Below are 21,456 nucleotides of genomic sequence, written 5' to 3'. Positions count from 1 at the left end.
CATTTTAAGGAGACCGCACTATGACCAAGTCCCCCCTGCATGTCAGCCCGAGCGGCGACACAGGCAAGGTCCACCACGTCACGCCTGAAAGCGCCGGCTGGACCTATGTCGGCTTCGACATGCACCGCCTGAAGACCGGCGAAACGGCCATGGGCGAAACAGAAGACCGCGAGGTCTGCCTCGTCTGGGTCAGCGGCAAAGGCCGGGCCAAGGCCGGCGACAAAGACTTCGGCCTGCTTGGCGATCGGATGAGCCCCTTCGACGGCGCGCCGCACGCGCTCTACGTTCCGGCCGGCTCAAGCTGGTCCGTGACGGCGGAGACCGATCTGGAACTCGCCGTCTGCTCGGCGCCCGGTGGCGGCAGCCACGAGGCTCGCGCCATTCCGCCCGGGACCCATCCAGCGCTAACGCGCGGCAAGGGCACCAACGTGCGCTACGTCAACAACATCATGCCGGAAGACGACGGCGCCGCCCATTCGCTGCTGGTGGTGGAGGTGATCACGCCCGGCGGCCATACCTCTTCCTATCCGCCGCACAAGCATGACCAGGACGATCTGCCGAACGAGAGCTTTCTCGAGGAGACCTATTATCACCGCCTCAACCCGCCGCAGGGCTTTGCCTTCCAGCGGGTATATACCGATGACCGTTCACTGGACGAAGTGATGGCTGTCGAGGACGGTGACGTGACGCTGGTGCCGAAGGGCTACCATCCCTGCGCCGCTTGCCACGGCTACGATCTCTATTACCTCAATGTGATGGCTGGGCCGAAGCGGGTGTGGAAGTTTTACAACGCTCCGGAACACGAGTGGCTGACGAAACTTTAGCAGATGGCTCCGTCACGGAGACGACGTGCCCCGTTTCTTCGCTATGTCACTGAAGAAATGTCGCTTTGGCAGGTGATGCCCGGCTTTTTAAGAATTACCTTCAGGCTTCATCAAGCAGTTCGTCCTATTCTGAGATTGTTCAACCAGCGGAGGTCAAAATGCACCTTCAGACGCACCTCATGACGAATTCGGACCAAGAGCCTGTACTTCCGGAATATGTCGTCGATAGACCGGGGAAGATCATCTTCGTCGGCCATCATCTCAGCACCAGCGCGCAGACACGCTGCATCATCCGCACAATGTCGCAATCGGGCGCGACGCTGGATGTCGGAACGGGCTACGATATTCCGACGCATTTCTTCCTTGAAATCATCGGCATCCATGACGAAATCGGCTGCACGCTGATCAAGCGCGAGGGAGCAGAGGTGACGGTCGGATTCAATATGCTGATCAATGCCGAATTTCTGCACCACGTGCTTCGATTGAATTTCGAGGCAAGCCACTAAAGCCAGAGATTGCCGCCAATAGAACGAAAGAAGCGCGGGGCCGCCGCCCCGCGCCTCCTCTCTCCCGTAAGACGATCAGGCTGCCAGATGGCGCTCGATTTGATCGACCGGGAAATTCGTCAAGTCCTTCGTAACCTCTGCGGTTATTGCAGCCTGGGTGTCCGCACTGAGATTTGGGCGAATCTGGCCCAAGGCCTTGGGCGGCGCAACGAGCACTATGCGTCGCGCATCCTTGTCGCGGACCAGCTCATCCAGCTTCAGCGCAACGCGCTTCAGGAATTCTGCCTCGGCCTGGTCATGCCAGCTGGTTTCCTCGACAGCCGATCCACTTGTGCCATTGGCCTGATGCCCGCGCCCCGGCTTATCCGAGCCAAGGTCACGATCGGCAATGTTCGGCTGTGTCAGCGTCTCCTGCACCTTGAGGTTCAAGTCCTGATTGTCGCCAGCATTTTGCATGATCAGCGCCTTGGCCCCGTCACATACGACGACCCAGGATTCCCAGGGAATCTTGATATCGGTCATTGCTCATCCTTACATTGGTTCGGCGCATGGGCGAGATCCAGGCGCCATCGACATCATAGAAACGCCGGGCCCGACAAAGAGTTCGAATATACTTCGAACCAGATAATCCGAACGACGTTGCTCCGCGTAGGATTGAACAAAAGGAGCCAAGCCATGATCAAGACCGCCCTCACCGCCTATGCGGGTTCTCTCGTAACCCTGCTGGTGCTGGACGGCATCTGGCTCGGCCTCGTTGCCCGGACCTTTTACCGCGATCAGCTCGGCGACCTCATGCTGCCGCAGCCAAACCTCGGTATTGCGGCCATCTTCTATCTTTTTTTCACCGTCGCCGTCGTCATGCTGGCGGTCATGCCGGCCGTGGGTGGCGGCACGCTGGGCCGGGCACTGGTCTATGGCGCGGTTCTCGGGCTGGCAGCCTACGGGACGTATGACATTACCAACCTTTCCACGCTCAAAAACTGGCCCATCATGGTCAGTGTCGTCGACATGGCGTGGGGCACGCTGGTGACCGCTGCAACGGCCGGCGGCGGTTACGCTGCTGCCCGATATTTCTCCTGAGCGGCACCTATAACCGCGACGATGCCGAAATCGCTAAAATACGAACCTTTAACTTGACGGAAGTGCAATTTCTGCCTGCCACGGTGGTGTCTCAAACCGAGATGATTTCGGGACTCTATGATCTGAGGGATGGCCATGCTTCGTTCGACGCATCTGGCAGGTGTAAAATCTGAAGTCTATGAGCGCAGGTTCGAGCGCTTCTTCGTTCAACGACCGGCGCGCCTCATCGCCGTCAAGCCTTGCCTCACCGGCGTTTCGATGCGCAGCGCCGAGATCATCGATATCTCACAGGGCGGCGCCAGCTTCCTGGTCGGCAGCACCGCCGGGCTGCCGCAGCACTATTATCTCAACATCCTTGGCCTCGCCTATCGTATCGGTTGCGCCGAGACGCACCGCCATGGCGATCGTATCGCGGTGCGCTTCATAAACTTCCTGACGCCGGAAACCCTACGCCTGGTCGTCCGCGCCGACTTCCTCATCGGCAACCGGGAAGCAATGGCGGCCCGCTCGATGCGTCGCTAAGGCAACCGTTCTCCTCCCTTGAATCCCTGCACCAAGCGGCTATTGTTCTGACGCATCCAATCATCGCTTGGGAAATCAAACGCATGCCTGCCTTTTCGCGCTTCACGCCGCTGACCAGCGCCCTTCCCTCGACTGTGCCCTTTGTCGGACCGGAAGCCCTGGAACGGCAACGGAACGCCCTTGTCAAAGCCCGGATCGGTGCGAATGAAAACGGTTTCGGGCCGTCTCCCTTGGTGATCGAGGCAATGCAAAGCCAGGCGCACGACATCTGGAAATACAACGACCCCGAAAACTTCGACCTTAAATCGGCGCTCGCAGCGCATCTCGGCATAGGAATCGCCAATATCGCCATTGGCGAGGGTGTCGATTCGCTGCTCGGGCTGATCGTCCGGATGATCGTCACGACAGGCACGCCGGTCGTCACTTCGCACGGCGGCTACCCGACCTTCAACTTTCACGTTGCCGGTTTTGGCGGACGACTCGTCACGGTTCCCTATGTCGGCGATCGCGAAGACCTCGACGGTCTCCTCGAGGCCGTGCAGCGGGAGAAGGCTCCGCTGGTCTATTTTGCCAATCCGGACAATCCTATGGGAAGTTGGTGGGACCGGGACAAGGTCACTGCCTTCGCCCGAGCCCTGCCTGAAGACTGCATGCTGGTGCTCGACGAAGCTTATTGCGAAACCGGCCCCGATTCCTGCTTGCCATCCGTCGAAAGCCTGATCGACATGCCGAACGTGCTGCGAACGCGAACCTTCTCAAAGGCCTACGGGCTTGCCGGCGCCCGCGTCGGCTACGCCATCGGCACGCCCGAGACGATCACGGCCTTCGACAAGCTGCGCAATCATTTCGGCATGAACCGGCTGGCGACCGTTGCCGCTCTGGCTGCCCTCAAGGATCAGGATTATCTCCAGCGCGTGGTTGCAAGGATCGAGGCTGCGCGCGAGCGGATCGGCATGATCGCCCGCGACAACGGTCTCGTCGCGCTGACTTCAGCGACAAATTTTGTCGCCATCGACTGCGGCAGAGATGGCCTCTATGCCCGTGCGATTGTCGACGGACTGCTCGACCATGGCGTTTTCATCCGCATGCCGGGCGTTGCCCCCCTGAACCGCTGCATCCGCGTCAGCGTCGGTCCGGATGCCGATCTCGATCTGTTCGAGCAAGCCTTGCCGCAGGTTCTGAAGAGGCTCGACTGAACTCACGCGAGAAGCCGCGCCGCCCTTGTCCCGGTCGGTCGCGGTTTCGCATTCGGCGTCGGCCTTCCGGCGTCGCCGCTCCCCCTCTTTGCGAGGTTGTCTTTATTGCAGGCGCTGAGAGAAACTACCGCTCAGTGAACAGTCATCCATTCGCGGGCGGAGCGAAGGGCTGCCGCCAGCTGCATCTTGGTGAGGGTGGCGGCGACATCGGCGCGCAGTTCTGCGGCCCGGTCGCAGCCCTTGATGGCCGCAATGTTTAGCCACTTGTGCGCGGCGATCAGGTCGATGTCGCAACCACGACCGGTCGCGTACATCAGACCCATTTCGCAGAAGATATCGGCGTTCTTGTCTCCACCCATGGTGGCCATTTCAGACGTCGTCATTTCAAAGCGTGCCATCGGTTCAACTCCTGTTTCAGCCTGTTCAGTGCAATCCCTGTTTTCCTTCAGACCTTGCCGTCTTGTGCGGCTTGGTGGTCTTCCGGGCGGCGGGTTTTCCCCGCTCGTTTGATGATTTGAGTATCGCAGACGGGCTTCAAAAAGCGCTTAAAATGCTTGCTTAATTTGATGCAAACAAAGTGCAAATGCTTGGTAAACTTGGGATTTCGTTAAACATCAGGGGCCTTGCAAATTAAGGACTTTGGCACGCATTTTACGAAAAATTAGGATCTCGAAATCAACCCTTTGTTGACTCTGAATCGAGCTGCAAAACGGTGCCTGCGACTTTCACCTTGTTTAGAATGGTCGCTTAAAGGGCGGTTTCGCGCCGTTGTGCCCTTCCCAAGCGTTTGGTGTCCTCGATCCGGCGCGCGTATCGGCAAGCTGAACGCCCGATGAACCGACGCATCAGCAGCCATTCAGCTGAACCATGGCAGAAAGGCGTCAGGATCAAGGGCGATCCATCGGGTAAAGGGGTAAATTGGCATGTTCATCATGGCGCGGCGCTTCACCATCATCACGCTGATCTCTGCGGTCTTTGCGATCAGCTTCTCGGCCGCCGTCCAGCACAGCAACTCGAGCGGCGCGCAATCGCATTTCGGCGCCAGCTTTACCTGCCTGCAGTCGACCAGCCCCTATTGCGCGACGGTCCAATAGGAACGAGGTACATTCCGCAGCAAACAAAATCCTGCGGAAATCCAGACAGAGCTTCATGTCGTCATTTGCTTGTTGAGGACATCATCCTATAATGGCTCATGAGCAACAAATTCTCTCCCCTCGATATTTCCTCGCCAGAACCTTTCGCGCCGCTGACCTTCGATGATCCGGTCAAGGCCGTCGACGCGCTGACTGCGCTCTACGAGCGAAACACGTCGTTTCTGATCGACAAATTCGCGGAGCTCGCCGAAGGCGCGCCAATCAACGCGCGCTTTCGCGCCTTTTATCCGCAGGTCAGCATCGAAACGACGAGCTTCGGCCATGTCGATTCGCGGTTGTCCTACGGTCACGTAACGGCGCCCGGCGTCTATACCACGACGATCACGCGGCCCGTCCTTTTCCGCCACTATCTGACCCAGCAGTTGGCGCTCTTGATGCGCAGCCACAATGTGCCGGTCGTCGTGTCGGAATCGACTACACCGATCCCGTTGCATTTCGCCTTCGGAGAAGGCGCCCACGTCGAGGCTTCTGCGGCGAGGTTTGCCGACATCCCGATGCGCGACCTGTTCGACACGCCGGATCTCAACACCACTGACGACGAGATCGCCAATGGCGAGTATATCCCGCCGCCCGGGCAGCCCTCGCCGCTGGCGCCCTTCACGGCGCAGCGCATCGATTATTCGCTGGCCCGCCTCGCGCATTACACCGCGACGGGGGCAGCCCATTTCCAGAACTTCGTTCTGTTCACCAACTATCAGTTCTACATCGACGAATTCTGCACCTGGGCGCGCGACCTGATGGCCAAGGGCGGCGAAGGCTACACGGCCTTTGTAGAGCCGGGCAATATCATCACCCATGCCGGATCGAGTTCGCCGGACACCGATATCGCATCGCCGCGGCTGCCGCAGATGCCAGCCTATCATCTGAAGAAAAAGGGCCATGCCGGGATCACCATGATCAACATCGGCGTCGGGCCCTCCAACGCCAAGACGATCACCGACCATGTCGCCGTCCTCAGGCCGCATGCCTGGCTGATGCTTGGACATTGCGCCGGCCTGCGCAACAGCCAGCAGCTCGGCGACTATGTGCTGGCCCATGCCTACATGCGTGAGGACCACGTGCTTGACGATGACCTGCCTGTCTGGGTGCCGATCCCGGCGCTGGCGGAAGTGCAGGTGGCGCTCGAGGCGGCGGTGGCTGAAATCACCGGCTACGAGGGCTTCGAGCTTAAGCGCATTATGCGCACCGGTACCGTCGGTACCATCGACAACCGCAACTGGGAACTGCGCGACCAGGCGGGGCCGGTCAAGCGGCTCTCGCAAGCCCGGGCGATCGCGCTCGACATGGAATCGGCAACCATCGCCGCCAATGGCTTTCGCTTCCGCGTTCCCTACGGCACCCTGCTCTGCGTTTCGGACAAGCCGCTGCACGGCGAGTTGAAGCTGCCCGGCATGGCGACCGCCTTCTATCGGACGCAGGTCAACCAGCATCTGCAGATCGGCATCCGCGCCATCCAGAAGTTGGCGGCGATGCCGCCGGAAGCGCTGCATTCGCGCAAGCTACGCAGCTTCTTCGAGACCGCTTTCCAGTGAGGGGCTGAGAGGCTTGCGAATGCGTTTGAGCCGTTTGGACTACTAAGCGGCCTTTCGGGCCCGCCCCTTGGGCACCAGAAGCCCAATTGCCGTGCCGATCAAGGCGGAGACGATGACGAGCAGGTGACCGTTGATGCTTGCCTGTGCGAGGATCGTCAAGGCGGCCTTGTCGGTCGGAGCGCCGAAGGCGAGCGCTCCGGCAGTGATACCAGCCGGATAGGTCCCGATCCCGCCCGGCGCATGCACCGGCAATACCGAGGACAGTTCACCGCCCAACGCTCCCCCGAAGCTCGCCGAAAGCGGCGCGACCTGCATCAGGCCAAGCGCCCAGGCGAGAACCGCCACCTTCACAAGCCAGTTGACGACGGTCATCAGCCAGGCGCGGGCAAAGGCTGATGCATCCTCTGGCAAACCGCGCTCGAGCTCCCGCACGATCGATTGCGCCCTTGCCGGCAATGCCTTCCCCGTGAGCCTAACGAGAGGCACGCGGACAGCGAAGGCGGCAACCGGCAGCAGCAGGAAGCAGAGCCATAGCAGCCAGGCGAATAGCCCGTGGCGCGAGCCCATTGCCAGTCCGACACCGGCTGCGGCGAGCAGGGCATGCAGATCAAGCAGGCGCATGACGAGCAGTGCCGCTGTGCTGCGAGCCAGGGGAATGCCGAATTCCGCGCGCATCAGCAGCGGAAAGCTGGTCTCGCCGGTGCGGAAGGGCATCATGACGTTCAGCAGATTGTGGACCTGCGTTACGCGAAATAAGGGGGCGTACCTGCCCTTTGTCTCACCCGGGAAGTAGTCATGGATGCGCCATGTGCGCAGGAAGTAGGTGCTGGTCAGCAAGGCCAACGCAATGAGAATCGGCAGCGGACCGACCTTGCCCCATTGCCCGAGGATGACGCTCCAGCCCCAGAACCACTCAATGAAGGCGGCATAGGCCAAGACAACCGCCAAGGTCAGCAGTGTCATGCGATTGCGAATAAACCAGGATAGTCGGGTGACAACCATTGGACACTTCATGTAGTTAGGCACCGACTTGGGATGTTGCTGGCGGTACGAGCATGGCTCGCGCGGCCAGCGACCATGACGGCTTTTAGGAGAAAGAAGCGTTGCAGACAACGGCAGAGTCAAATCGGCTTCACGCGAATGCAGCTCATCCAGTCGAACTCTCGCTGGTCGTGCCGGTCTTCAACGAGGAAGACAGTGTCGGCCCTCTGATCGAGCGCATCACCCAGTCCATGGCGGAATTCGCTGGATCGTGGGAATTGATCCTGATTGACGACGGCAGTACGGACGCGACGCTGGTCAATGCCCGAACCTATCTGCAGCAGGACGGACTGATCTTGCGGATCGTCGAACTTCAGCGAAATTTCGGCCAGACCGCCGCCATGCAGGCCGGCATTGACGCCGCCACCGGCCGGCTGATCGCCACCATGGACGGCGACCTGCAGAACGATCCCAAGGATATCCCGGCGATGGTCGCCGAACTGGAACGCCGTGACCTCGACCTTCTCGTCGGCTGGCGCAAAGACCGACAGGACGGACTGCTCCTGCGCAAGATCCCATCCTGGTGTGCCAATTACCTGATCGGCCGGACGACTGGCGTCAAATTGCATGATTACGGCTGCAGCCTGAAGATCTACCGCACCGCGATCATCAAACAGGTCAAGCTGATGGGCGAGATGCATCGCTTCATCCCTGCCTGGGTTGCAAGCGTCGTACCGAGCTCGCGGATCGGCGAGATGGCCGTCACCCACCACGCCCGCGCCCATGGCAAATCGAAATACGGCATCTCCCGCACCTTCCGAGTGATTCTCGACCTGCTGTCGGTGATGTTCTTCATGCGCTACAAGGCGCGGCCGGGACACTTCTTCGGATCGCTCGGCCTCGGCTTCGGCGCCCTGGCAATGCTCATCATGGCCTACCTCTTCGTCGACAAATTCATCATGGGCAACGATATCGGCACGCGACCGATGCTGATGGTCGGCGTGGTGCTGCTGCTTGCCTCCGTGCAGATGGTAACCACGGGCATCCTCGCCGAAATGATCGCTCGTAATTACTATCGCGACGACGATTCGCCGAACTACATCGTTCGCAAGATCTTCGATCGGGATTTGCCGGATGCATAGGCTGCTGATCCGCAAGCCCGATGCGGTCATCCTGCTGCTTGCCGGATATTTTTGCCTTGAGTTCATCGTCCGCATGCTGATGCCGCACGCCATGCGCTACGACGAGTCGCAGCAGGCGTTCTTTTCGCAATGGCTGACATCTGGCTACGATTCGCAGCCGCCGCTGTACAACTGGCTTCAGACCGCGTTCGTCTCGGTCTTCGGACTTTCCTTGGCGATCATCTCGATCGTCAAGAACCTCGTGCTGTTCGTGCTCTATGTCAGCTACTACAGGCTCGCGCGCCTGGTGCTGGCCGACAAGCTGTTTGCGGTCATCGCGACGCTGTCTCTGCTGACGATACCGCAGCTTTTCTGGGAGGCGCAGCGCGACCTCACCCATACCGTTGCCCAGATGGTGACGATCAACCTGTTCCTCTACGGTGTCATCAGGACGATCAAGACGCCTTCATGGTCAGGCTACTTGATCACTGGCCTGGCGCTCGGGCTCGGCATGCTGTCGAAATACAATTTCGCTTTGCTGGCTGCCGCCACTATCGTCGCGGTCTTGCTGCACCCGCAGGGTCGCGCCCGGCTTTTCGACAAGCGTTTTCTGGTCACCGTGCTCATCGCACTGATCATCTTCCTGCCGCATGGCCTCTGGCTGCTGCACAACTTCGATCTCGCCTCCGGCCGCACCCTCGGCATCATGGAGCAGGATGCGCCACAAAGCGAATGGGCCAAGCGGATCCGAGGGCCGCTGGAGTTCATCAAGCTCACGGTTGTCATCTGCCTGCCGACCCTGGTCGTCTATGGGCTGGTGTTCGGCAAAAGCCTGTTCGGCAACCTTCGACGCTCCAACGAATGGACGCGGTTCTTTGCTGCCATCTTCCTTGCCGTGGCAGTGCTCGTGCTGGTGCTGGTTCTCGGCATCGGCATGACGGCGATGCGTGACCGGTGGCTTTTGCCGTTCCTGTTCCTGCTGCCGATCTATCTTTGCTTGAAGATGGAAATCGCCGGCCTGCGGTCAGAGGATTTCGCCAAGCGCTTCATCTATATTCCGCTCGCCATGATGCTGCTGATCCCGACGGCGCTCCTGACCCGCGTCACCTTCCCCAGCCTGTTCGGCTCCTATGAAGCCTACAACATGCCCTACGCCGCGTTCGTCAGCCAGGTCGTCAGCAGCGAAGGCAAGCAGCCGGGCCTCGTGATGACCGACGATTGGCTGCCGGCGGGCAACCTGCGCCTGCAACTGCCCGACGTCCCTGTCATGTCGATGTTCTTCGCAAACCTTACCCTGCCCTACCAGTGGACAGCCGATCGGCCGGTGCTGCTGGTTTGGCTGCCGAAGAAGGGTCGCGACGCCATGCCCCTGACCCTGGTCAACTGGGTCACCACGTCGCTCGGGCCCGACTATGCCAATGCCGTCGCGCGCCAGGCCGATGTCGGCTACATCCACGGCAAAAGCGGTGACACGGCCCGCTTCGCCTATGCCTGGATCTATCCACGTTAGATCGCTGGCTGAGAGTCAGGCTTTCCAAACAGCATCCAGCGCCAGACGCGCGATCCGCACCATTGCGTCGACCTCTTCGCGTCTGATGATCAGGGCCGGCGACGCCAGCATCCTGTCGGCGGTGGCGCGCAGGACCAGGCCGTTGGCCAGGGCGTGGTTTCGGACGGCCGCTCCCACGGCATCCAGCTTTTCGAAGCGGCGGCGCGTCGTCTTGTCGGCGGCAAGCTGCAGGGCGCCCATCAGCCCGACACTGACTGCCTCGCCCACCATCGGGTGGTCGGCAAGGCTGCCCCAGGCCTCAGCGAAATAGGGGCCGATGTCTTCGCGCACCCGCTCGACCAGATGTTCGTCCTCGATGATTCTCAGGTTTTCAAGTGCCGCGGCGGCGCAGACGGGGTGGCCGGAATAGGTGAAGCCGTGGTTGAATTCGCCGACGTTGTTTATCAGGATCTCGGCAACGCGGTCGCCGACCAGCACGCCGCCGATCGGCAGATAGCCCGACGACAGGCCCTTGGCGATCGGCGCCAGGTCGGGCTGGAAACCGTAGTGCTGGAACCCGAACCAGGAGCCCAGACGTCCGAAGCCGCAGATGACCTCGTCGGATACCAAAAGGATGTTGCGGGCTTTGCAGATCCGATCAATCTCCGGCCAGTAGGTCGACGGTGGAATGATGACGCCGCCCGCACCCTGGATCGGCTCCGCCACGAAGGCCGCGACATTGTCCTCGCCGAGTTCGTCGATCTTTGCCTCGAGTTCGCGCGCCAACTTCAGGCCGAAGTCCTCGGGCGAGAGGTCGCCACCGTCCGCATACCAATAGGGCTGGCCGATATGGACGATTCCTGGAATCGGCAGATCGCCCTGCTCGTGCATGTACTTCATACCGCCGAGGCTGGCGCCCGCCACCGTCGAGCCGTGGTAGCCGTTCAGCCGGGCGATGACGATCTTCTTCGAGGGCTTGCCGACGGCGCTCCAGTAGACCCTGGCCATGCGGAACCAGGTGTCGTTCGCCTCGGAGCCGGAGTTGGTGAAGAAGATATGGTTGAAGCTCGGCCCGGCATGGGCACAGACCTTTTCGGCGAGCAGCGTCGCTGGCGTCGTCGTCGTGCCGAAGAAGGTGTTATAAAAGGGCAGCTCGTTCATCTGCCGTGACACCGCCTCGGCAATCTCCGGACGGCCGTAACCGATGTTGACGCACCATAGCCCGGCAAAGCCGTCGAGATATTTCCGACCCTGGCTGTCGAAGATGTGGACACCCTCGCCGCGCTGGATGATGCGAACGCCTTCGGCGTTCAGCTTGGCGGTGTCGGCGAAGGGATGCAGGTGATGGGCGGCATCGATGGCGGCGAGATTGGAGAGCGGTTTCGTCTCGGACATCGTCTGCAAATCCTTCGGAATTGAAAGGCCGGGCTTGATCAGCTACGACCATGGCCGGGCATTCGAGGATTTTCAAGAGCATGACCGCCGAGACAGCAAAAGACGACACGCCGGACCCAGCCGCTCGCATCGAGGTGCTGATCGTCGACATGAACGGTCGGCTGCGCGGCAAGCAAATTCCGCTTTCGGCTGAAAAGAAGGTCTGGGCCGGCGACGTGCGCTTGCCGCAGTCGACACAGACGCTCGACATCTGGGGTTACGACAATGACGAACTGAACGGCCTGTCGATGACGATAGGCGATCCCGACGGCAAGTGCGTCGCCGATCCGCGTACCTTAGCGCCGATGCCATGGGCGCCCCAAGGATCGCGCCAGGTGCTGGCCACAATGCACCGGCTCGACGGTCGCCCGAGCTTCATGGATCCGCGCGCGATCCTTGCCGCCGTCGTCGAGCGCTATCGGAGACTAGGGCTGACCCCCGTGGTCGCGACAGAGCTGGAATTCTACCTGATGGCCGCCGACTGGCAGGCGGCACGGGTGCCATCGCCACCGCCAGCGCTCACCTATCACGGCGAGCCGAACGGCTTTCAACTCTACGACATGGATGCCGTCGATCTTCTTGGAGATTATCTCGAGACCTTGCGCGCCTATGCGCGGGCGCAGGGGCTGCCGGCCGATGCGACGACTGCAGAGTTCGGGCCAGGGCAGTTCGAAGTTAACCTTTTGCACCGCGCGGATGCACTGGCCGCCGCCGACGACTGCATCGGACTGAAGCGGATAGCGGCCCAAGCGGCCCGCCAGCATGGCTTGAAGTCGACCTGTATGGCCAAGCCCTACACAGAGCATGCCGGTTCCGGGCTGCATGTCCATGTCAGCGTCCTCGACAGCCAAGGTCACAATATTTTCGATGCCGAGAGTGGCGAGCCGCTCAAGCTGAAATCGGTCTGCGCTGGATTGCTGCGGACGATGCAGGAAGCGCAGCTGGTATTCGCGCCCTTCGCCAACTCCTATCGCCGCTTCCAGCCCGACTCATTCGCACCCGTTGAGATAAATTGGGGTTTCGACCACCGCGGCACGGCGCTGCGCATTCCCGAGACGCGTGGGCCCGGCGCCCGTATCGAACACCGCGTCCCCGGCGCCGATGCCAATCCCTATCTGGCGATAGCCGCTATTCTCGGGGGCATGCTTTCGGGGCTTGGAGAACAGCTGGATCCGGGACGCGCAGTCACGCCCGGCGATACCACAACGCAGGCCCCGCGTCTGACCCATGATTTCCTGACGGCCGTCGAGCGCTTCCGCGTCTCGCCCTTCATCAAGGACATCTTCGGCGAAGATTATCAGGCTCTGTTTGCCGACACCAAGGAAAAGGAAGCCATCCACTTCCTGCGTACGGTGTCGGATTTCGACTACAAAACCTATCTGCCGCGCATCTGATCGACGGCGCTAGGCCAGGGAGGGTTCCGGGCTCTGCTCGACCGCGACACGTTTTGCCGTGCCCTTTTCGACCATCACCTTCAACTCCTTGGGATGCAGCCTCAGCACGACATCGCGCTCAAGCGGCAACAGCTCGCCGTCGATGACGCAATTCGCCTTGGGGTGCATCCTTGGATAATGCAGATGTAGTAACTCGGCATTCATCACCATGACATCCACATTGTCGCGGAACTTGCCCCGCAACATGTCGAAGGCCAAGCGGGCAACCCCCAGCGGCTTCATAGGCTTTGCCAGGTAGAAGCCGAGGTTGCCGGTGGTCAGGTCGTCGGCATAGAGGAGAGCGTTTTCACCGAACGGATTGTTGGAGACAGAGACAGCCGAAATGCGCCGGCGCTCCTTCTTGCCATCGAGCTCGAACTCGAGGTCGAACTCGGGCGGATTGAAGACAACGCCGAGGGCGGCGCGGGTGCTTGCGGACATCTTGCCTATCCGCGAGCGAAAGGTGAAGGAGTTGCGATAGCGCACCATCCGCGCATGCATGCCCGCTGAATACTGATGGATGAAAGGCCGGCCGTTGGCGCTTCCGATATCCACCGCGTCTACCTCGCCGACGGCAAGGACATCGAGCACCTGCCAGATGTCGAGCGGGAGGCGCAAGGAGCGGGCAAACAGGTTCATCGTGCCGGCGGGAACGACACCGAGTGCGATCTTGTTCTTCCAGGCGACCGCAGCCGCCGCTGAAATCGTACCGTCACCACCACCGGCGATGATGCCTTCGATGTCACTGCGCTGCGCCGCCTGTTCCATCGATGGCACGATTTCGCTGCCTGACACCACCCTACACTCTATGTCATGGCCCGCATCGCGAAAAACCTGCTCGGCATGGGCTTTGTAAGCATCCATGTCTGTCGTCCGGAACGTGCCGCCGTCTTGGTTGAAAAGGCCGATAAGCTTCATGGAGGACCCCGGTTTCCCCATTGCTACTGCCGGCTAACAGCGGCAACCCTAGCAAATGTGCTCTTTAGATGGACCGTATGCGAACAAAATCAAGCGATACGCGAGATAGTCTTAACCGACGCGCATTGCCGGCGCGTCAACGTATGCGCGACGTGCCTTGCTGCAGTGCGGAAAATGCACGAGACGGCATCTGAGCTATCTTACATAGTCGAAAGTGCGCTTGCCGCGCCCCTCAATTATCTCCCCGATTCGGCCTCAGCCAGAGGAAGCCAGGCATGTGCCCCGGGCTCCCTTCCACCAGTCTCAACGTCCGGAGCTGCCTTGACCGACCTCGTCATCGATTCCCATGAGCCGCAGTCCGTAGCAGATACGCCCTCGAGCACCGCAGTTGGCCTGGTGATGCTGGCGCTCGCAATGGGCGGCTTCGGCATCGGCACCGGTGAATTCGTCATCATGGGGCTTTTGCCGAACGTTGCCGACACCTTTCGCGTCACCACGCCCGAAGCTGGATATGTCATCAGCGCCTATGCGCTGGGCGTCGTTATCGGCGCGCCTGTCATCGCGGTGTTGTCGGCCAAGCTCGCGCGGCGGACGCTGCTCCTGTTGCTGATGACGGTGTTTGCCGCCGGCAACATCATGAGCGCCGTCGCGCCGACCTTCGCGAGCTTTACGCTGTTGCGTTTCCTCACGGGTCTGCCGCATGGCGCCTATTTCGGCGTCGCTGCGCTGGTTGCCGCCTCGATGGTACCGATCCACCGCCGGGCGCGGGCCGTCGGACGGGTCATGCTGGGCCTGACGATCGCGACGCTGGTAGGCACGCCGATCGCCACCCTCCTCGGACAGCTTCTCGACTGGCGCGCTGCCTTCATGATGGTCGGCGGGCTCGGCGCTCTGACGGTTCTGCTGATCGCGCTGTTCTTGCCGAAGGATCGGGTCGCCGACGGCGCCAGTATCATGCGGGAACTCGGGGCGCTGGTCCGTGTCCAGGTCTGGCTCACGCTTGGCATCGCAGCCGTCGGTTTCGGCGGCATGTTCTCGATCTTCACCTATATTGCCTCGACGACGACTGACGTTTCCGGGATGTCTGCAGGAATGATCCCGGTCGTCCTGGCTTTGTTCGGTATCGGCATGAATGTTGGAAACATCGTCGGGTCGCGGCTTGCCGATATTTCGCTGAAGGGCACGATCGGCGGGATGATGGCTTTCAACGTCGTCATCATGACGTTGTTCTCCCTGACCGCCACCAGTCCGGTAATGCTGTGTATCTGCACCTTCCTCATTGGCTGCGGCTTTGCCGCCTGTCCAGCCGTACAGACGAGGCTGATGGATGTGGCGGCCGATGCACAGACCCTTGCCGCCGCCTCCAATCATTCGGCGTTCAATGTCGCGAATGCGCTTGGCGCCTGGCTCGGTGGCATTGCCATCGCATGGGGCTATACGGCTGCGGCAACCGGCTATGTCGGCGCTATCCTGTCTGTCGGCGGCCTGGTGGTGTTCGGCTTCTCCGTCGCCCTGGAGCGCCGGGCTGGGAGTGCATCGCAAGTCGCTTGATCGGGCGAGGCAATAGCCGATCTGCACAGTCTGGCCTTGCCAAAGGATGATGGGCCACCAACTTTCGTGAACAAACACAGGAGTTTCCCATGCGCGCTGTCGCCTATCAGAAACCGCAGTCGATCTCGGAATTAAGCTCGTTGATCGACGTCGAGCTGCCGATGCCGGAGGCAAAGGATCGCGATCTGTTGGTCGAGGTCAAGGCTATCTCCGTCAATCCCGTCGACACCAAGGTGCGCGCCAGCGCAACGCCGGCAGCCGGCCAGTACAAGGTTCTCGGTTGGGATGCGGCCGGCATCGTCAAAGCCGTCGGACCTGCTGTCACGATGTTCAAGCCGGGCGACGAGGTCTACTACGCCGGCGCGCTCGAGCGCGACGGTTCGAATGCCGAATATCACTTGGTTGACGAGAGGATCGTTGCGCTTAAACCGAAAAATCTCGATTTTTCCGCAGCGGCGGCGCTGCCGCTGACGTCGATCACCGCCTACGAGGCCTTGTACGACCGCCTGCGCGTGCAGGACCCGGTCCCGGGCGCCGCGCCAGCAATCCTCATCATCGGAGGCGCCGGCGGCGTCGGATCGATCGCCATTCAACTGGCTCGCACGCTGACGGATTTGACCGTCATCGCCACCGCATCACGCCCGGAAACAAGCGACTGGATCAAGGATCTGGGCGCCCATCATGTCGTCGATCATTCGAAGCCGCTGGCCGCGCAGATTGATGCACTCGGCACCGGCGCGCCGTCGTTCGTATTCTCGACCACCAACACCGGCGACCATCTCGCCGAAATCGCCACGCTCATTGCGCCGCAGGGACGGTTCGCGCTGATCGACGACCCTAAAACGCTCGACATCATGCCGTTCAAACGCAAATCGGTGTCCGTCCATTGGGAGTTCATGTTCACGCGCTCGATGTTCAAGACCGCCGACATGATCGAGCAGCACAAGCTGCTGACAGAGGTCGCGGGTTTGATCGATGCAGGCAAGCTGCGCACGACGCTGTCCGAGGTGCTCGGCACGATCAGCGCTGACAACCTCAAGAAGGCGCACAGGATGCTCGAAAGCGGCAGGACAAAGGGCAAGATCGTTCTCGCCGGGTTCTGATCTCCTGTCGACTGTCGATATGCAGGCCGGGCAGACAAGGCCCGGCCGCGACTGCTCAATTGCTGCGCGCAGGCCCGAAAAAGAACTTGAGCCTAAAGCGCCGCCGGTCATTCTATAGCCTGCTGGGGAACCACACCAACTCCCTACGGGACTTGACTTTTTAGCTGTTTTGGCAGATTTCTCGCGACGTGGAGAGCGGTCTGCCTCCACTTCGATCAACCGGAGTCATCTTACGATGCCTAGCGACAGTAGCAGTCGATTGCCTTTGCCGTCAGCGGCGTTCGTGCACTAACCGACTCCTGTCGGCTCGCCACGATCCGCCGCTGCGGCGGATCGACGGAAAGGCGAGCCAATGAACCTCAACAGCTTACCCATTCGGGCTGGCCATGCCGCCCTTAACCTCATCAACGAAGGCCGTGGCATCACCACTGCGGAACGCGTCGAACGGCTGAATGCCGTTGGTGTCAAGGAGGCGGCGGCCATCCTGGCGTCTCTGTCGCTACAGAAGGCGGTGCACGTCCTCAACCAGCCGGAGCTGCACAGGGCGGCCGACATCCTGACGGTATTGCCGCCCGAACAGGCCGCGAAGTTGCTGAACGCGACAGCCAACGACCGGGTGGCCGACATCCTTCTCGAAATGGACGAGGATGTGCGCGGCGGGCTGGTCGCACGGCTCGACATGTCAACGCGGCAGGCGATCCAGACGCTGATGGGCTACCCGCCGCGCACGGCCGGCGCCATCATGACGACGGAATTCGTCAGCGTGCCCGACGATTGGACCGTCGGCCAGGCGCTGCAGCATGTCCGCCAGGTCGAGCGCTCGCGCGAGACGGTCTATGCCATCTATGTCCTCGACAGTAAGACGCATGCGCTTTCGCATGTCGTCACGCTGCGCCGGCTGATCAATGGCGAGGAGAATGCGTCGATCCTCACCGTCGCCCAGATGGGCGAGCCTGTGACGGCCCAGCCGTTGATGAAGCAGGAGGACGTCGCCCGGCTGATCCGCAAGCACAATCTGCTCGCGCTGCCGATCGTCAATGATGAGCAGCATATGCTCGGCATTGTCACCGTCGATGACGTGATTGACACGATGATTGCCGACACAACCGAAGACGCGCAGAAGTTCGGCGGCATGGAAGCACTCGGCAAGCCCTACATGCAGATCAGCTTTGCGGGCATGATCCGGAAACGGGCCGGCTGGCTTGCTGCCCTCTTCCTCGGTGAAATGTTGACGGCAAGCGCGATGCAGCACTTCGAGGGGGAGTTGGAAAAGGCTGTCGTACTGACGCTGTTCATTCCGCTGATCATGAGCTCTGGCGGCAACTCCGGCTCGCAGGCAACGTCGCTGATCATCCGGGCGCTGGCGCTCGGCGAACTGAAGCTGTCGGACTGGTGGCGAGTGTTGCTGCGCGAACTGCCGACCGGCGTCACCCTCGGTGCAATCCTCGGGCTCGTCGGCCTCGTACGGATCGTCGCCTGGCAGCAGATCGGGCTGTTCGACTACGGGCCACACTGGCAGCTGGTGGGGCTGACGGTATTCGCGGCGCTGATCGGGATCGTGACCTTCGGCTCGATCTGCGGCTCCATGCTGCCCTTCCTGCTGCAGAAGATCCGCCTCGATCCCGCCAGCGCCTCCGCACCCTTCGTCGCGACGCTCGTCGACGTCACCGGACTGGTGATCTATTTCAGCGTCGCGCTGGCGATCCTAAGCGGCACCCTGCTCTGACGGATACAGACGGGCGGCCCAGCCGCCCGTCTGTCTGCCTGAAATCCGTTCCTTTTTTAAACCCTAACGCGCATTTCCATTTACGAGGGTGCAACCGCATTGTAGAGTGGGAGTGGGTATATTGGGATCGGGGGATTTCCATGACGTCTTTCATTGCTGCCGCAACGAGTTCGACCTGGTTTGGCTATCTGGCCCGAACCATTCTCACTTTCATGTTCTGGGCGAGCGGGCTCTCCAAGCTCCTGGACTTCCAGGGTGGAGTGGCGGAGATGGCGCATTTCGGCCTTGAGCCAGCGGCGCTCTTCAACGTCGCCGTTCTCGTTACCCAACTTGTCGGCTCGGCGCTGATCATCGCCAACCGCTGGACCTGGCTCGGCGCCGGCGCGCTCGCGGTGTTCACGGCGCTGACCATTCCGATCGTCCATACGTTCTGGAAGATGGATGAGCCGTTCAGGACAATGGAATTCTACGTGGTGATGGAGCACATCAGCATCATCGGCGGCTTGATGGTCGTGGCCTGGAAATCGTGGACGCTACCTGCCATCGATCTCCAGGAGACATCACCGACGATGAGCCGTGTGACGGGCTGAAGCATTGCTTCAAGGGAAGCGCAGGATCATCGCCACACGACGGTCGCCACCAGTGCCGATCGAGATTTCGCGTGCCAGTATCCGCCGAAGTTGCGGTACGACATCGTCCTCGGCAATCTCAAAGAAACCGAGCTTGGCGTAGAAGGGCGCATTGAAGGGGACCAAGCGGTCGGTCGTCAGGGTCACGCCAAGCAGCCGGCTTGCCCGAGCGGTCTCGATTGCGGTTGCCATCAGCCGCCGGCCGACACCTCGACGCTGCCAGGCACGGGCGACGTCGACCTCCTCGACGTAGAGCATGCCGTCGCGCTCCGTGCCGGCCAGGAAGGCTATCGGCTCGTTGCTGCGATCAGCCGCGACGAACAACAACTCATCTTCAAGGGACTGCCGGAGAATATCCTGCGGCAGGGCATGAGCCTCGAGCCCATCTCCCCGTGCCTCGGCCAGCGCCCCGAAAGCATCCAGCTCGATTTCGGTCAGGCGCGGCAGTTCCTGCGACCGGGCCAGCCGGATGATGAACCCCTCGGCCGGCTCCAATGTCATGCCGTCGCTCCTCACATATTCGGGTAGACGGGACCCTCGCCGCCCTGCGGCGGCACCCAGTTGATGTTCTGGTTCGGATCCTTGATGTCGCAAGTCTTGCAGTGCACGCAGTTCTGGGCGTTGATGACGTAGGTTTCCTTGCCGTCCTTCTCCACCCATTCATAGACGCCGGCGGGACAGTAGCGTGTTGAAGGGCCGGCATAGATGTCGTGCTCGGACGACTTCTGCAGCGCCATGTCCTTGACCTGCAGGTGGACCGGCTCGTTCTCCTCGTGGTTGGTGTTCGACAGGAATACCGACGACAGGCGGTCGAAGGTCAGGACACCGTCCGGGCGCGGATAATCGATCTTCTTGTGTTGTGCGGCCGGCTCCAGCGAGGCGGCATCGGTCTTGCCGTGGCCGACCGTCCCGAAGAAAGAGAAGCCGAACAGCGAATTGGTCCACATGTCGAGGCCGCCGAGCGCGACGCCGAGCACGGTGCCGAACTTCGACCAGAGCGGCTTGACGTTGCGCACCCGCTTGAGGTCCTTGCCGATGTCGCCGGCGCGCCATTCGCTTTCGATCTCGACCACTTCGTCATTGGCGCGACCGGCCGCGATTGCCGCAGCGATATTGTCGGCAGCCAGCATGCCGGACAGCACGGCGTTATGGCTGCCCTTGATGCGCGGCACGTTGACGAAGCCAGCGGAGCAGCCGATCAGCGCGCCGCCCGGAAAAGTCAGCTTCGGCACCGACTGATAGCCGCCTTCGGTAATGGCACGTGCGCCGTAGGATAGCCGCTTGCCACCCTCGAACGTGCTGCGGATCGCCGGATGCGTCTTGAAGCGCTGGAATTCCTCGAAGGGGTAGAGATAGGGATTCTTGTAATTCAGGTGAACGACGAAGCCGACGGCAACGGTATTGTCTTCCAGATGGTACAGGAAAGAACCGCCCCCAGTCTTCATGTCGAGCGGCCAGCCGAAGGAATGCTGCACGAGCCCCTGCTTGTGGTTCTCGGGCTTGACCTGCCAGAGTTCCTTGATGCCGATGCCGTATTTCTGGGGCTGGCGGTCTTTCGAAAGGTCAAATTTGGCGATCAGCTGCTTGGCGAGCGAGCCGCGCACGCCCTCGCCGATCAATACGTATTTGCCGAGCAGTTCCATGCCGCGCGTGAAGTTCGGGCCGGGCTCTCCGCTCTTCTCAATGCCCATGTCGCCGGTCGCCACGCCAATGACGGCACCCGACTGGTTATAAAGCACTTCCGTTGCGGCAAATCCCGGATAGATCTCGACGCCCAGCGCCTCGGCCTTTTCCGCCAGCCATCGACAGACGAGCCCGAGCGAGACGATATAGTTGCCGTGATTGCTCATCAGCGGCGGCATCAGAAAATTTGGCAGGCGGAGCGCGCTGGAGGCGCCAAGCAGCATGAAATGATCGTCGGTGACTTCGGTCTTGAAAGGGTGTCCCTCTTCCTCGCGCCAGCCCGGCAGCAGGCGGTCGATGCCGATGGGATCGACGACGGCACCCGACAGAATATGCGCGCCGACTTCGGCACCCTTCTCAAGCACCACGACCGTGAGGTCCGGGTTGACCTGTTTCAGGCGAATGGCAGCAGACAGGCCCGCCGGGCCCGCCCCGACGATCACAACGTCGAATTCCATGCTTTCGCGTTCCGGCAGTTCCAATGCGTCGGTCATTCGGTCGTCTCCGCTTGGCCGTGCGACGGCCCTGTCCCCGTTTTGTCTTCTCTCTTGTCAAAAGCAGATAGGATTGTCGA

The 21,456-nt window shown here is 61.1% G+C and carries 21 protein-coding genes; 14 read left to right on the top strand and 7 right to left on the bottom strand.

The annotated features are described in order from the left end of the window. The first annotated feature begins 20 nt into the window (after window positions 1-20). Window positions 21-824, top strand: a complete 804-nt coding sequence (gene iolB, locus VH564_RS03145; protein WP_423338354.1) for a 5-deoxy-glucuronate isomerase — start codon at window positions 21-23, stop codon at window positions 822-824. Between the two features lie 158 nt (window positions 825-982). Beyond that, window positions 983-1,330 (top strand): hypothetical protein, encoded by a 348-nt coding sequence (locus tag VH564_RS03140; protein WP_423338353.1) that lies wholly within the window; start codon window positions 983-985, stop codon window positions 1,328-1,330. A 75-nt stretch (window positions 1,331-1,405) separates the two neighbouring features. Here the strand turns inward: VH564_RS03140 and VH564_RS03135 are convergent, their stop codons facing one another. After that, a complete protein-coding gene (locus VH564_RS03135; RefSeq protein ID WP_423338352.1) occupies window positions 1,406-1,852 on the bottom strand; it encodes a host attachment protein in 447 nt (148 codons plus the stop codon). Between the two features lie 156 nt (window positions 1,853-2,008). Between VH564_RS03135 and VH564_RS03130 the strand changes: the two genes are divergently transcribed. The 3 genes from VH564_RS03130 (at window position 2,009) to VH564_RS03120 (ending at window position 4,128) form a co-directional block, all read left to right on the top strand. Further along, window positions 2,009-2,410 (top strand): DUF2177 family protein, encoded by a 402-nt coding sequence (locus VH564_RS03130; RefSeq protein ID WP_423338729.1) that lies wholly within the window; start codon window positions 2,009-2,011, stop codon window positions 2,408-2,410. Window positions 2,411-2,539: 129 nt separating this feature from the next. Beyond that, a complete protein-coding gene (locus tag VH564_RS03125; RefSeq protein ID WP_423338351.1) occupies window positions 2,540-2,932 on the top strand; it encodes a PilZ domain-containing protein in 393 nt (130 codons plus the stop codon). 83 nt (window positions 2,933-3,015) lie between these two features. Continuing rightward, window positions 3,016-4,128 carry a pyridoxal phosphate-dependent aminotransferase gene (locus VH564_RS03120; RefSeq protein WP_423338350.1) on the top strand — a complete coding sequence of 371 codons (1,113 nt, stop codon included), beginning with the start codon at window positions 3,016-3,018 and terminating at the stop codon, window positions 4,126-4,128. Window positions 4,129-4,259: 131 nt separating this feature from the next. Here the strand turns inward: VH564_RS03120 and VH564_RS03115 are convergent, their stop codons facing one another. Continuing rightward, window positions 4,260-4,526, bottom strand: coding sequence for a sel1 repeat family protein (locus tag VH564_RS03115; RefSeq protein ID WP_423338349.1), 267 nt, complete (start codon window positions 4,524-4,526; stop codon window positions 4,260-4,262). A 525-nt stretch (window positions 4,527-5,051) separates the two neighbouring features. On the opposite strand from VH564_RS03115, the gene VH564_RS03110 reads away from it, so the two are divergent. Both VH564_RS03110 and VH564_RS03105 read left to right on the top strand, forming a co-directional pair. Beyond that, the gene (locus VH564_RS03110) at window positions 5,052-5,222 is read left to right on the top strand and encodes a hypothetical protein (RefSeq protein ID WP_423338348.1); all 171 of its coding nucleotides are present in this window, start codon (window positions 5,052-5,054) and stop codon (window positions 5,220-5,222) included. A 98-nt stretch (window positions 5,223-5,320) separates the two neighbouring features. Then, window positions 5,321-6,814, top strand: coding sequence for an AMP nucleosidase (locus VH564_RS03105; RefSeq protein ID WP_423338347.1), 1,494 nt, complete (start codon window positions 5,321-5,323; stop codon window positions 6,812-6,814). A gap of 42 nt (window positions 6,815-6,856) precedes the next feature. On the opposite strand, the gene VH564_RS03100 is transcribed toward VH564_RS03105, so the two are convergent. Further along, window positions 6,857-7,828 carry a lysylphosphatidylglycerol synthase domain-containing protein gene (locus tag VH564_RS03100; RefSeq protein ID WP_423338346.1) on the bottom strand — a complete coding sequence of 324 codons (972 nt, stop codon included), beginning with the start codon at window positions 7,826-7,828 and terminating at the stop codon, window positions 6,857-6,859. Window positions 7,829-7,917: 89 nt separating this feature from the next. On the opposite strand from VH564_RS03100, the gene VH564_RS03095 reads away from it, so the two are divergent. Next, complete coding sequence (locus VH564_RS03095; RefSeq protein WP_423338345.1) at window positions 7,918-8,937, top strand: glycosyltransferase family 2 protein; 1,020 nt, start codon at window positions 7,918-7,920, stop codon at window positions 8,935-8,937. Beyond that, the gene (locus VH564_RS03090) at window positions 8,930-10,426 is read left to right on the top strand and encodes a glycosyltransferase family 39 protein (protein ID WP_423338344.1); all 1,497 of its coding nucleotides are present in this window, start codon (window positions 8,930-8,932) and stop codon (window positions 10,424-10,426) included. The genes VH564_RS03095 and VH564_RS03090 overlap by 8 nt, the downstream gene beginning before the upstream one ends. A 15-nt stretch (window positions 10,427-10,441) precedes the next feature. Here the strand turns inward: VH564_RS03090 and VH564_RS03085 are convergent, their stop codons facing one another. After that, the gene (locus VH564_RS03085; protein WP_423338343.1) at window positions 10,442-11,800 is read right to left on the bottom strand and encodes an aspartate aminotransferase family protein; all 1,359 of its coding nucleotides are present in this window, start codon (window positions 11,798-11,800) and stop codon (window positions 10,442-10,444) included. 50 nt (window positions 11,801-11,850) lie between these two features. On the opposite strand from VH564_RS03085, the gene VH564_RS03080 reads away from it, so the two are divergent. Beyond that, complete coding sequence (locus tag VH564_RS03080; protein ID WP_423338342.1) at window positions 11,851-13,233, top strand: glutamine synthetase family protein; 1,383 nt, start codon at window positions 11,851-11,853, stop codon at window positions 13,231-13,233. A 9-nt stretch (window positions 13,234-13,242) separates the two neighbouring features. Here the strand turns inward: VH564_RS03080 and VH564_RS03075 are convergent, their stop codons facing one another. Then, a complete protein-coding gene (locus tag VH564_RS03075; protein ID WP_423338341.1) occupies window positions 13,243-14,190 on the bottom strand; it encodes a diacylglycerol/lipid kinase family protein in 948 nt (315 codons plus the stop codon). Between the two features lie 336 nt (window positions 14,191-14,526). Here VH564_RS03075 and VH564_RS03070 point away from each other — a divergent pair, with 336 nt between their 5' ends. The 4 genes from VH564_RS03070 to VH564_RS03055 all read left to right on the top strand — a co-directional run bounded on the left by VH564_RS03070 (window position 14,527) and on the right by VH564_RS03055 (window position 19,160). Beyond that, the gene (locus VH564_RS03070; RefSeq protein ID WP_423338728.1) at window positions 14,527-15,741 is read left to right on the top strand and encodes an MFS transporter; all 1,215 of its coding nucleotides are present in this window, start codon (window positions 14,527-14,529) and stop codon (window positions 15,739-15,741) included. Window positions 15,742-15,830: 89 nt separating this feature from the next. Next, on the top strand, window positions 15,831-16,844 hold the full coding sequence (locus VH564_RS03065) for a zinc-binding alcohol dehydrogenase family protein (protein ID WP_423338340.1): 1,014 nt from the start codon (window positions 15,831-15,833) through the stop codon (window positions 16,842-16,844). Between the two features lie 352 nt (window positions 16,845-17,196). Continuing rightward, complete coding sequence (gene mgtE, locus VH564_RS03060; RefSeq protein WP_423338339.1) at window positions 17,197-18,570, top strand: magnesium transporter; 1,374 nt, start codon at window positions 17,197-17,199, stop codon at window positions 18,568-18,570. Window positions 18,571-18,710: 140 nt separating this feature from the next. Next, a complete protein-coding gene (locus tag VH564_RS03055) occupies window positions 18,711-19,160 on the top strand; it encodes a DoxX family protein (RefSeq protein WP_423338338.1) in 450 nt (149 codons plus the stop codon). A gap of 9 nt (window positions 19,161-19,169) precedes the next feature. Here the strand turns inward: VH564_RS03055 and VH564_RS03050 are convergent, their stop codons facing one another. Beyond that, window positions 19,170-19,700 carry a GNAT family N-acetyltransferase gene (locus tag VH564_RS03050; RefSeq protein WP_423338337.1) on the bottom strand — a complete coding sequence of 177 codons (531 nt, stop codon included), beginning with the start codon at window positions 19,698-19,700 and terminating at the stop codon, window positions 19,170-19,172. 11 nt (window positions 19,701-19,711) lie between these two features. After that, window positions 19,712-21,376: a 4Fe-4S dicluster domain-containing protein gene (locus VH564_RS03045; RefSeq protein ID WP_423338336.1), complete on the bottom strand. Its 1,665-nt coding sequence runs from the start codon at window positions 21,374-21,376 to the stop codon at window positions 19,712-19,714. Window positions 21,377-21,456: the final 80 nt, after the last annotated feature.

This window comes from Rhizobium sp. HT1-10 (assembly GCF_049472505.1).
GTDB lineage: Bacteria > Pseudomonadota > Alphaproteobacteria > Rhizobiales > Rhizobiaceae > Rhizobium.
This window is presented reverse-complemented; position numbering and strand designations above follow the sequence as displayed.

Bases quoted from the DNA above. Each gene is read 5' to 3' on its own strand.
- iolB (WP_423338354.1), top strand. From the start codon at position 21: ATGACCAAGTCCCCCCTGCATGTCAGCCCGAGCGGCGACACAGGCAAG.
- VH564_RS03140 (WP_423338353.1), top strand. From the start codon at position 983: ATGCACCTTCAGACGCACCTCATGACGAATTCGGACCAAGAGCCTGTA.
- VH564_RS03135 (WP_423338352.1), bottom strand. From the start codon at position 1,852: ATGACCGATATCAAGATTCCCTGGGAATCCTGGGTCGTCGTATGTGAC.
- VH564_RS03125 (WP_423338351.1), top strand. From the start codon at position 2,540: ATGGCCATGCTTCGTTCGACGCATCTGGCAGGTGTAAAATCTGAAGTC.
- VH564_RS03120 (WP_423338350.1), top strand. From the start codon at position 3,016: ATGCCTGCCTTTTCGCGCTTCACGCCGCTGACCAGCGCCCTTCCCTCG.
- VH564_RS03115 (WP_423338349.1), bottom strand. From the start codon at position 4,526: ATGGCACGCTTTGAAATGACGACGTCTGAAATGGCCACCATGGGTGGA.
- VH564_RS03110 (WP_423338348.1), top strand. From the start codon at position 5,052: ATGTTCATCATGGCGCGGCGCTTCACCATCATCACGCTGATCTCTGCG.
- VH564_RS03105 (WP_423338347.1), top strand. From the start codon at position 5,321: ATGAGCAACAAATTCTCTCCCCTCGATATTTCCTCGCCAGAACCTTTC.
- VH564_RS03100 (WP_423338346.1), bottom strand. From the start codon at position 7,828: ATGAAGTGTCCAATGGTTGTCACCCGACTATCCTGGTTTATTCGCAAT.
- VH564_RS03090 (WP_423338344.1), top strand. From the start codon at position 8,930: ATGCATAGGCTGCTGATCCGCAAGCCCGATGCGGTCATCCTGCTGCTT.
- VH564_RS03085 (WP_423338343.1), bottom strand. From the start codon at position 11,800: ATGTCCGAGACGAAACCGCTCTCCAATCTCGCCGCCATCGATGCCGCC.
- VH564_RS03080 (WP_423338342.1), top strand. From the start codon at position 11,851: ATGGCCGGGCATTCGAGGATTTTCAAGAGCATGACCGCCGAGACAGCA.
- VH564_RS03075 (WP_423338341.1), bottom strand. From the start codon at position 14,190: ATGAAGCTTATCGGCCTTTTCAACCAAGACGGCGGCACGTTCCGGACG.
- VH564_RS03065 (WP_423338340.1), top strand. From the start codon at position 15,831: ATGCGCGCTGTCGCCTATCAGAAACCGCAGTCGATCTCGGAATTAAGC.
- mgtE (WP_423338339.1), top strand. From the start codon at position 17,197: ATGAACCTCAACAGCTTACCCATTCGGGCTGGCCATGCCGCCCTTAAC.
- VH564_RS03055 (WP_423338338.1), top strand. From the start codon at position 18,711: ATGACGTCTTTCATTGCTGCCGCAACGAGTTCGACCTGGTTTGGCTAT.
- VH564_RS03050 (WP_423338337.1), bottom strand. From the start codon at position 19,700: ATGACATTGGAGCCGGCCGAGGGGTTCATCATCCGGCTGGCCCGGTCG.
- VH564_RS03045 (WP_423338336.1), bottom strand. From the start codon at position 21,376: ATGACCGACGCATTGGAACTGCCGGAACGCGAAAGCATGGAATTCGAC.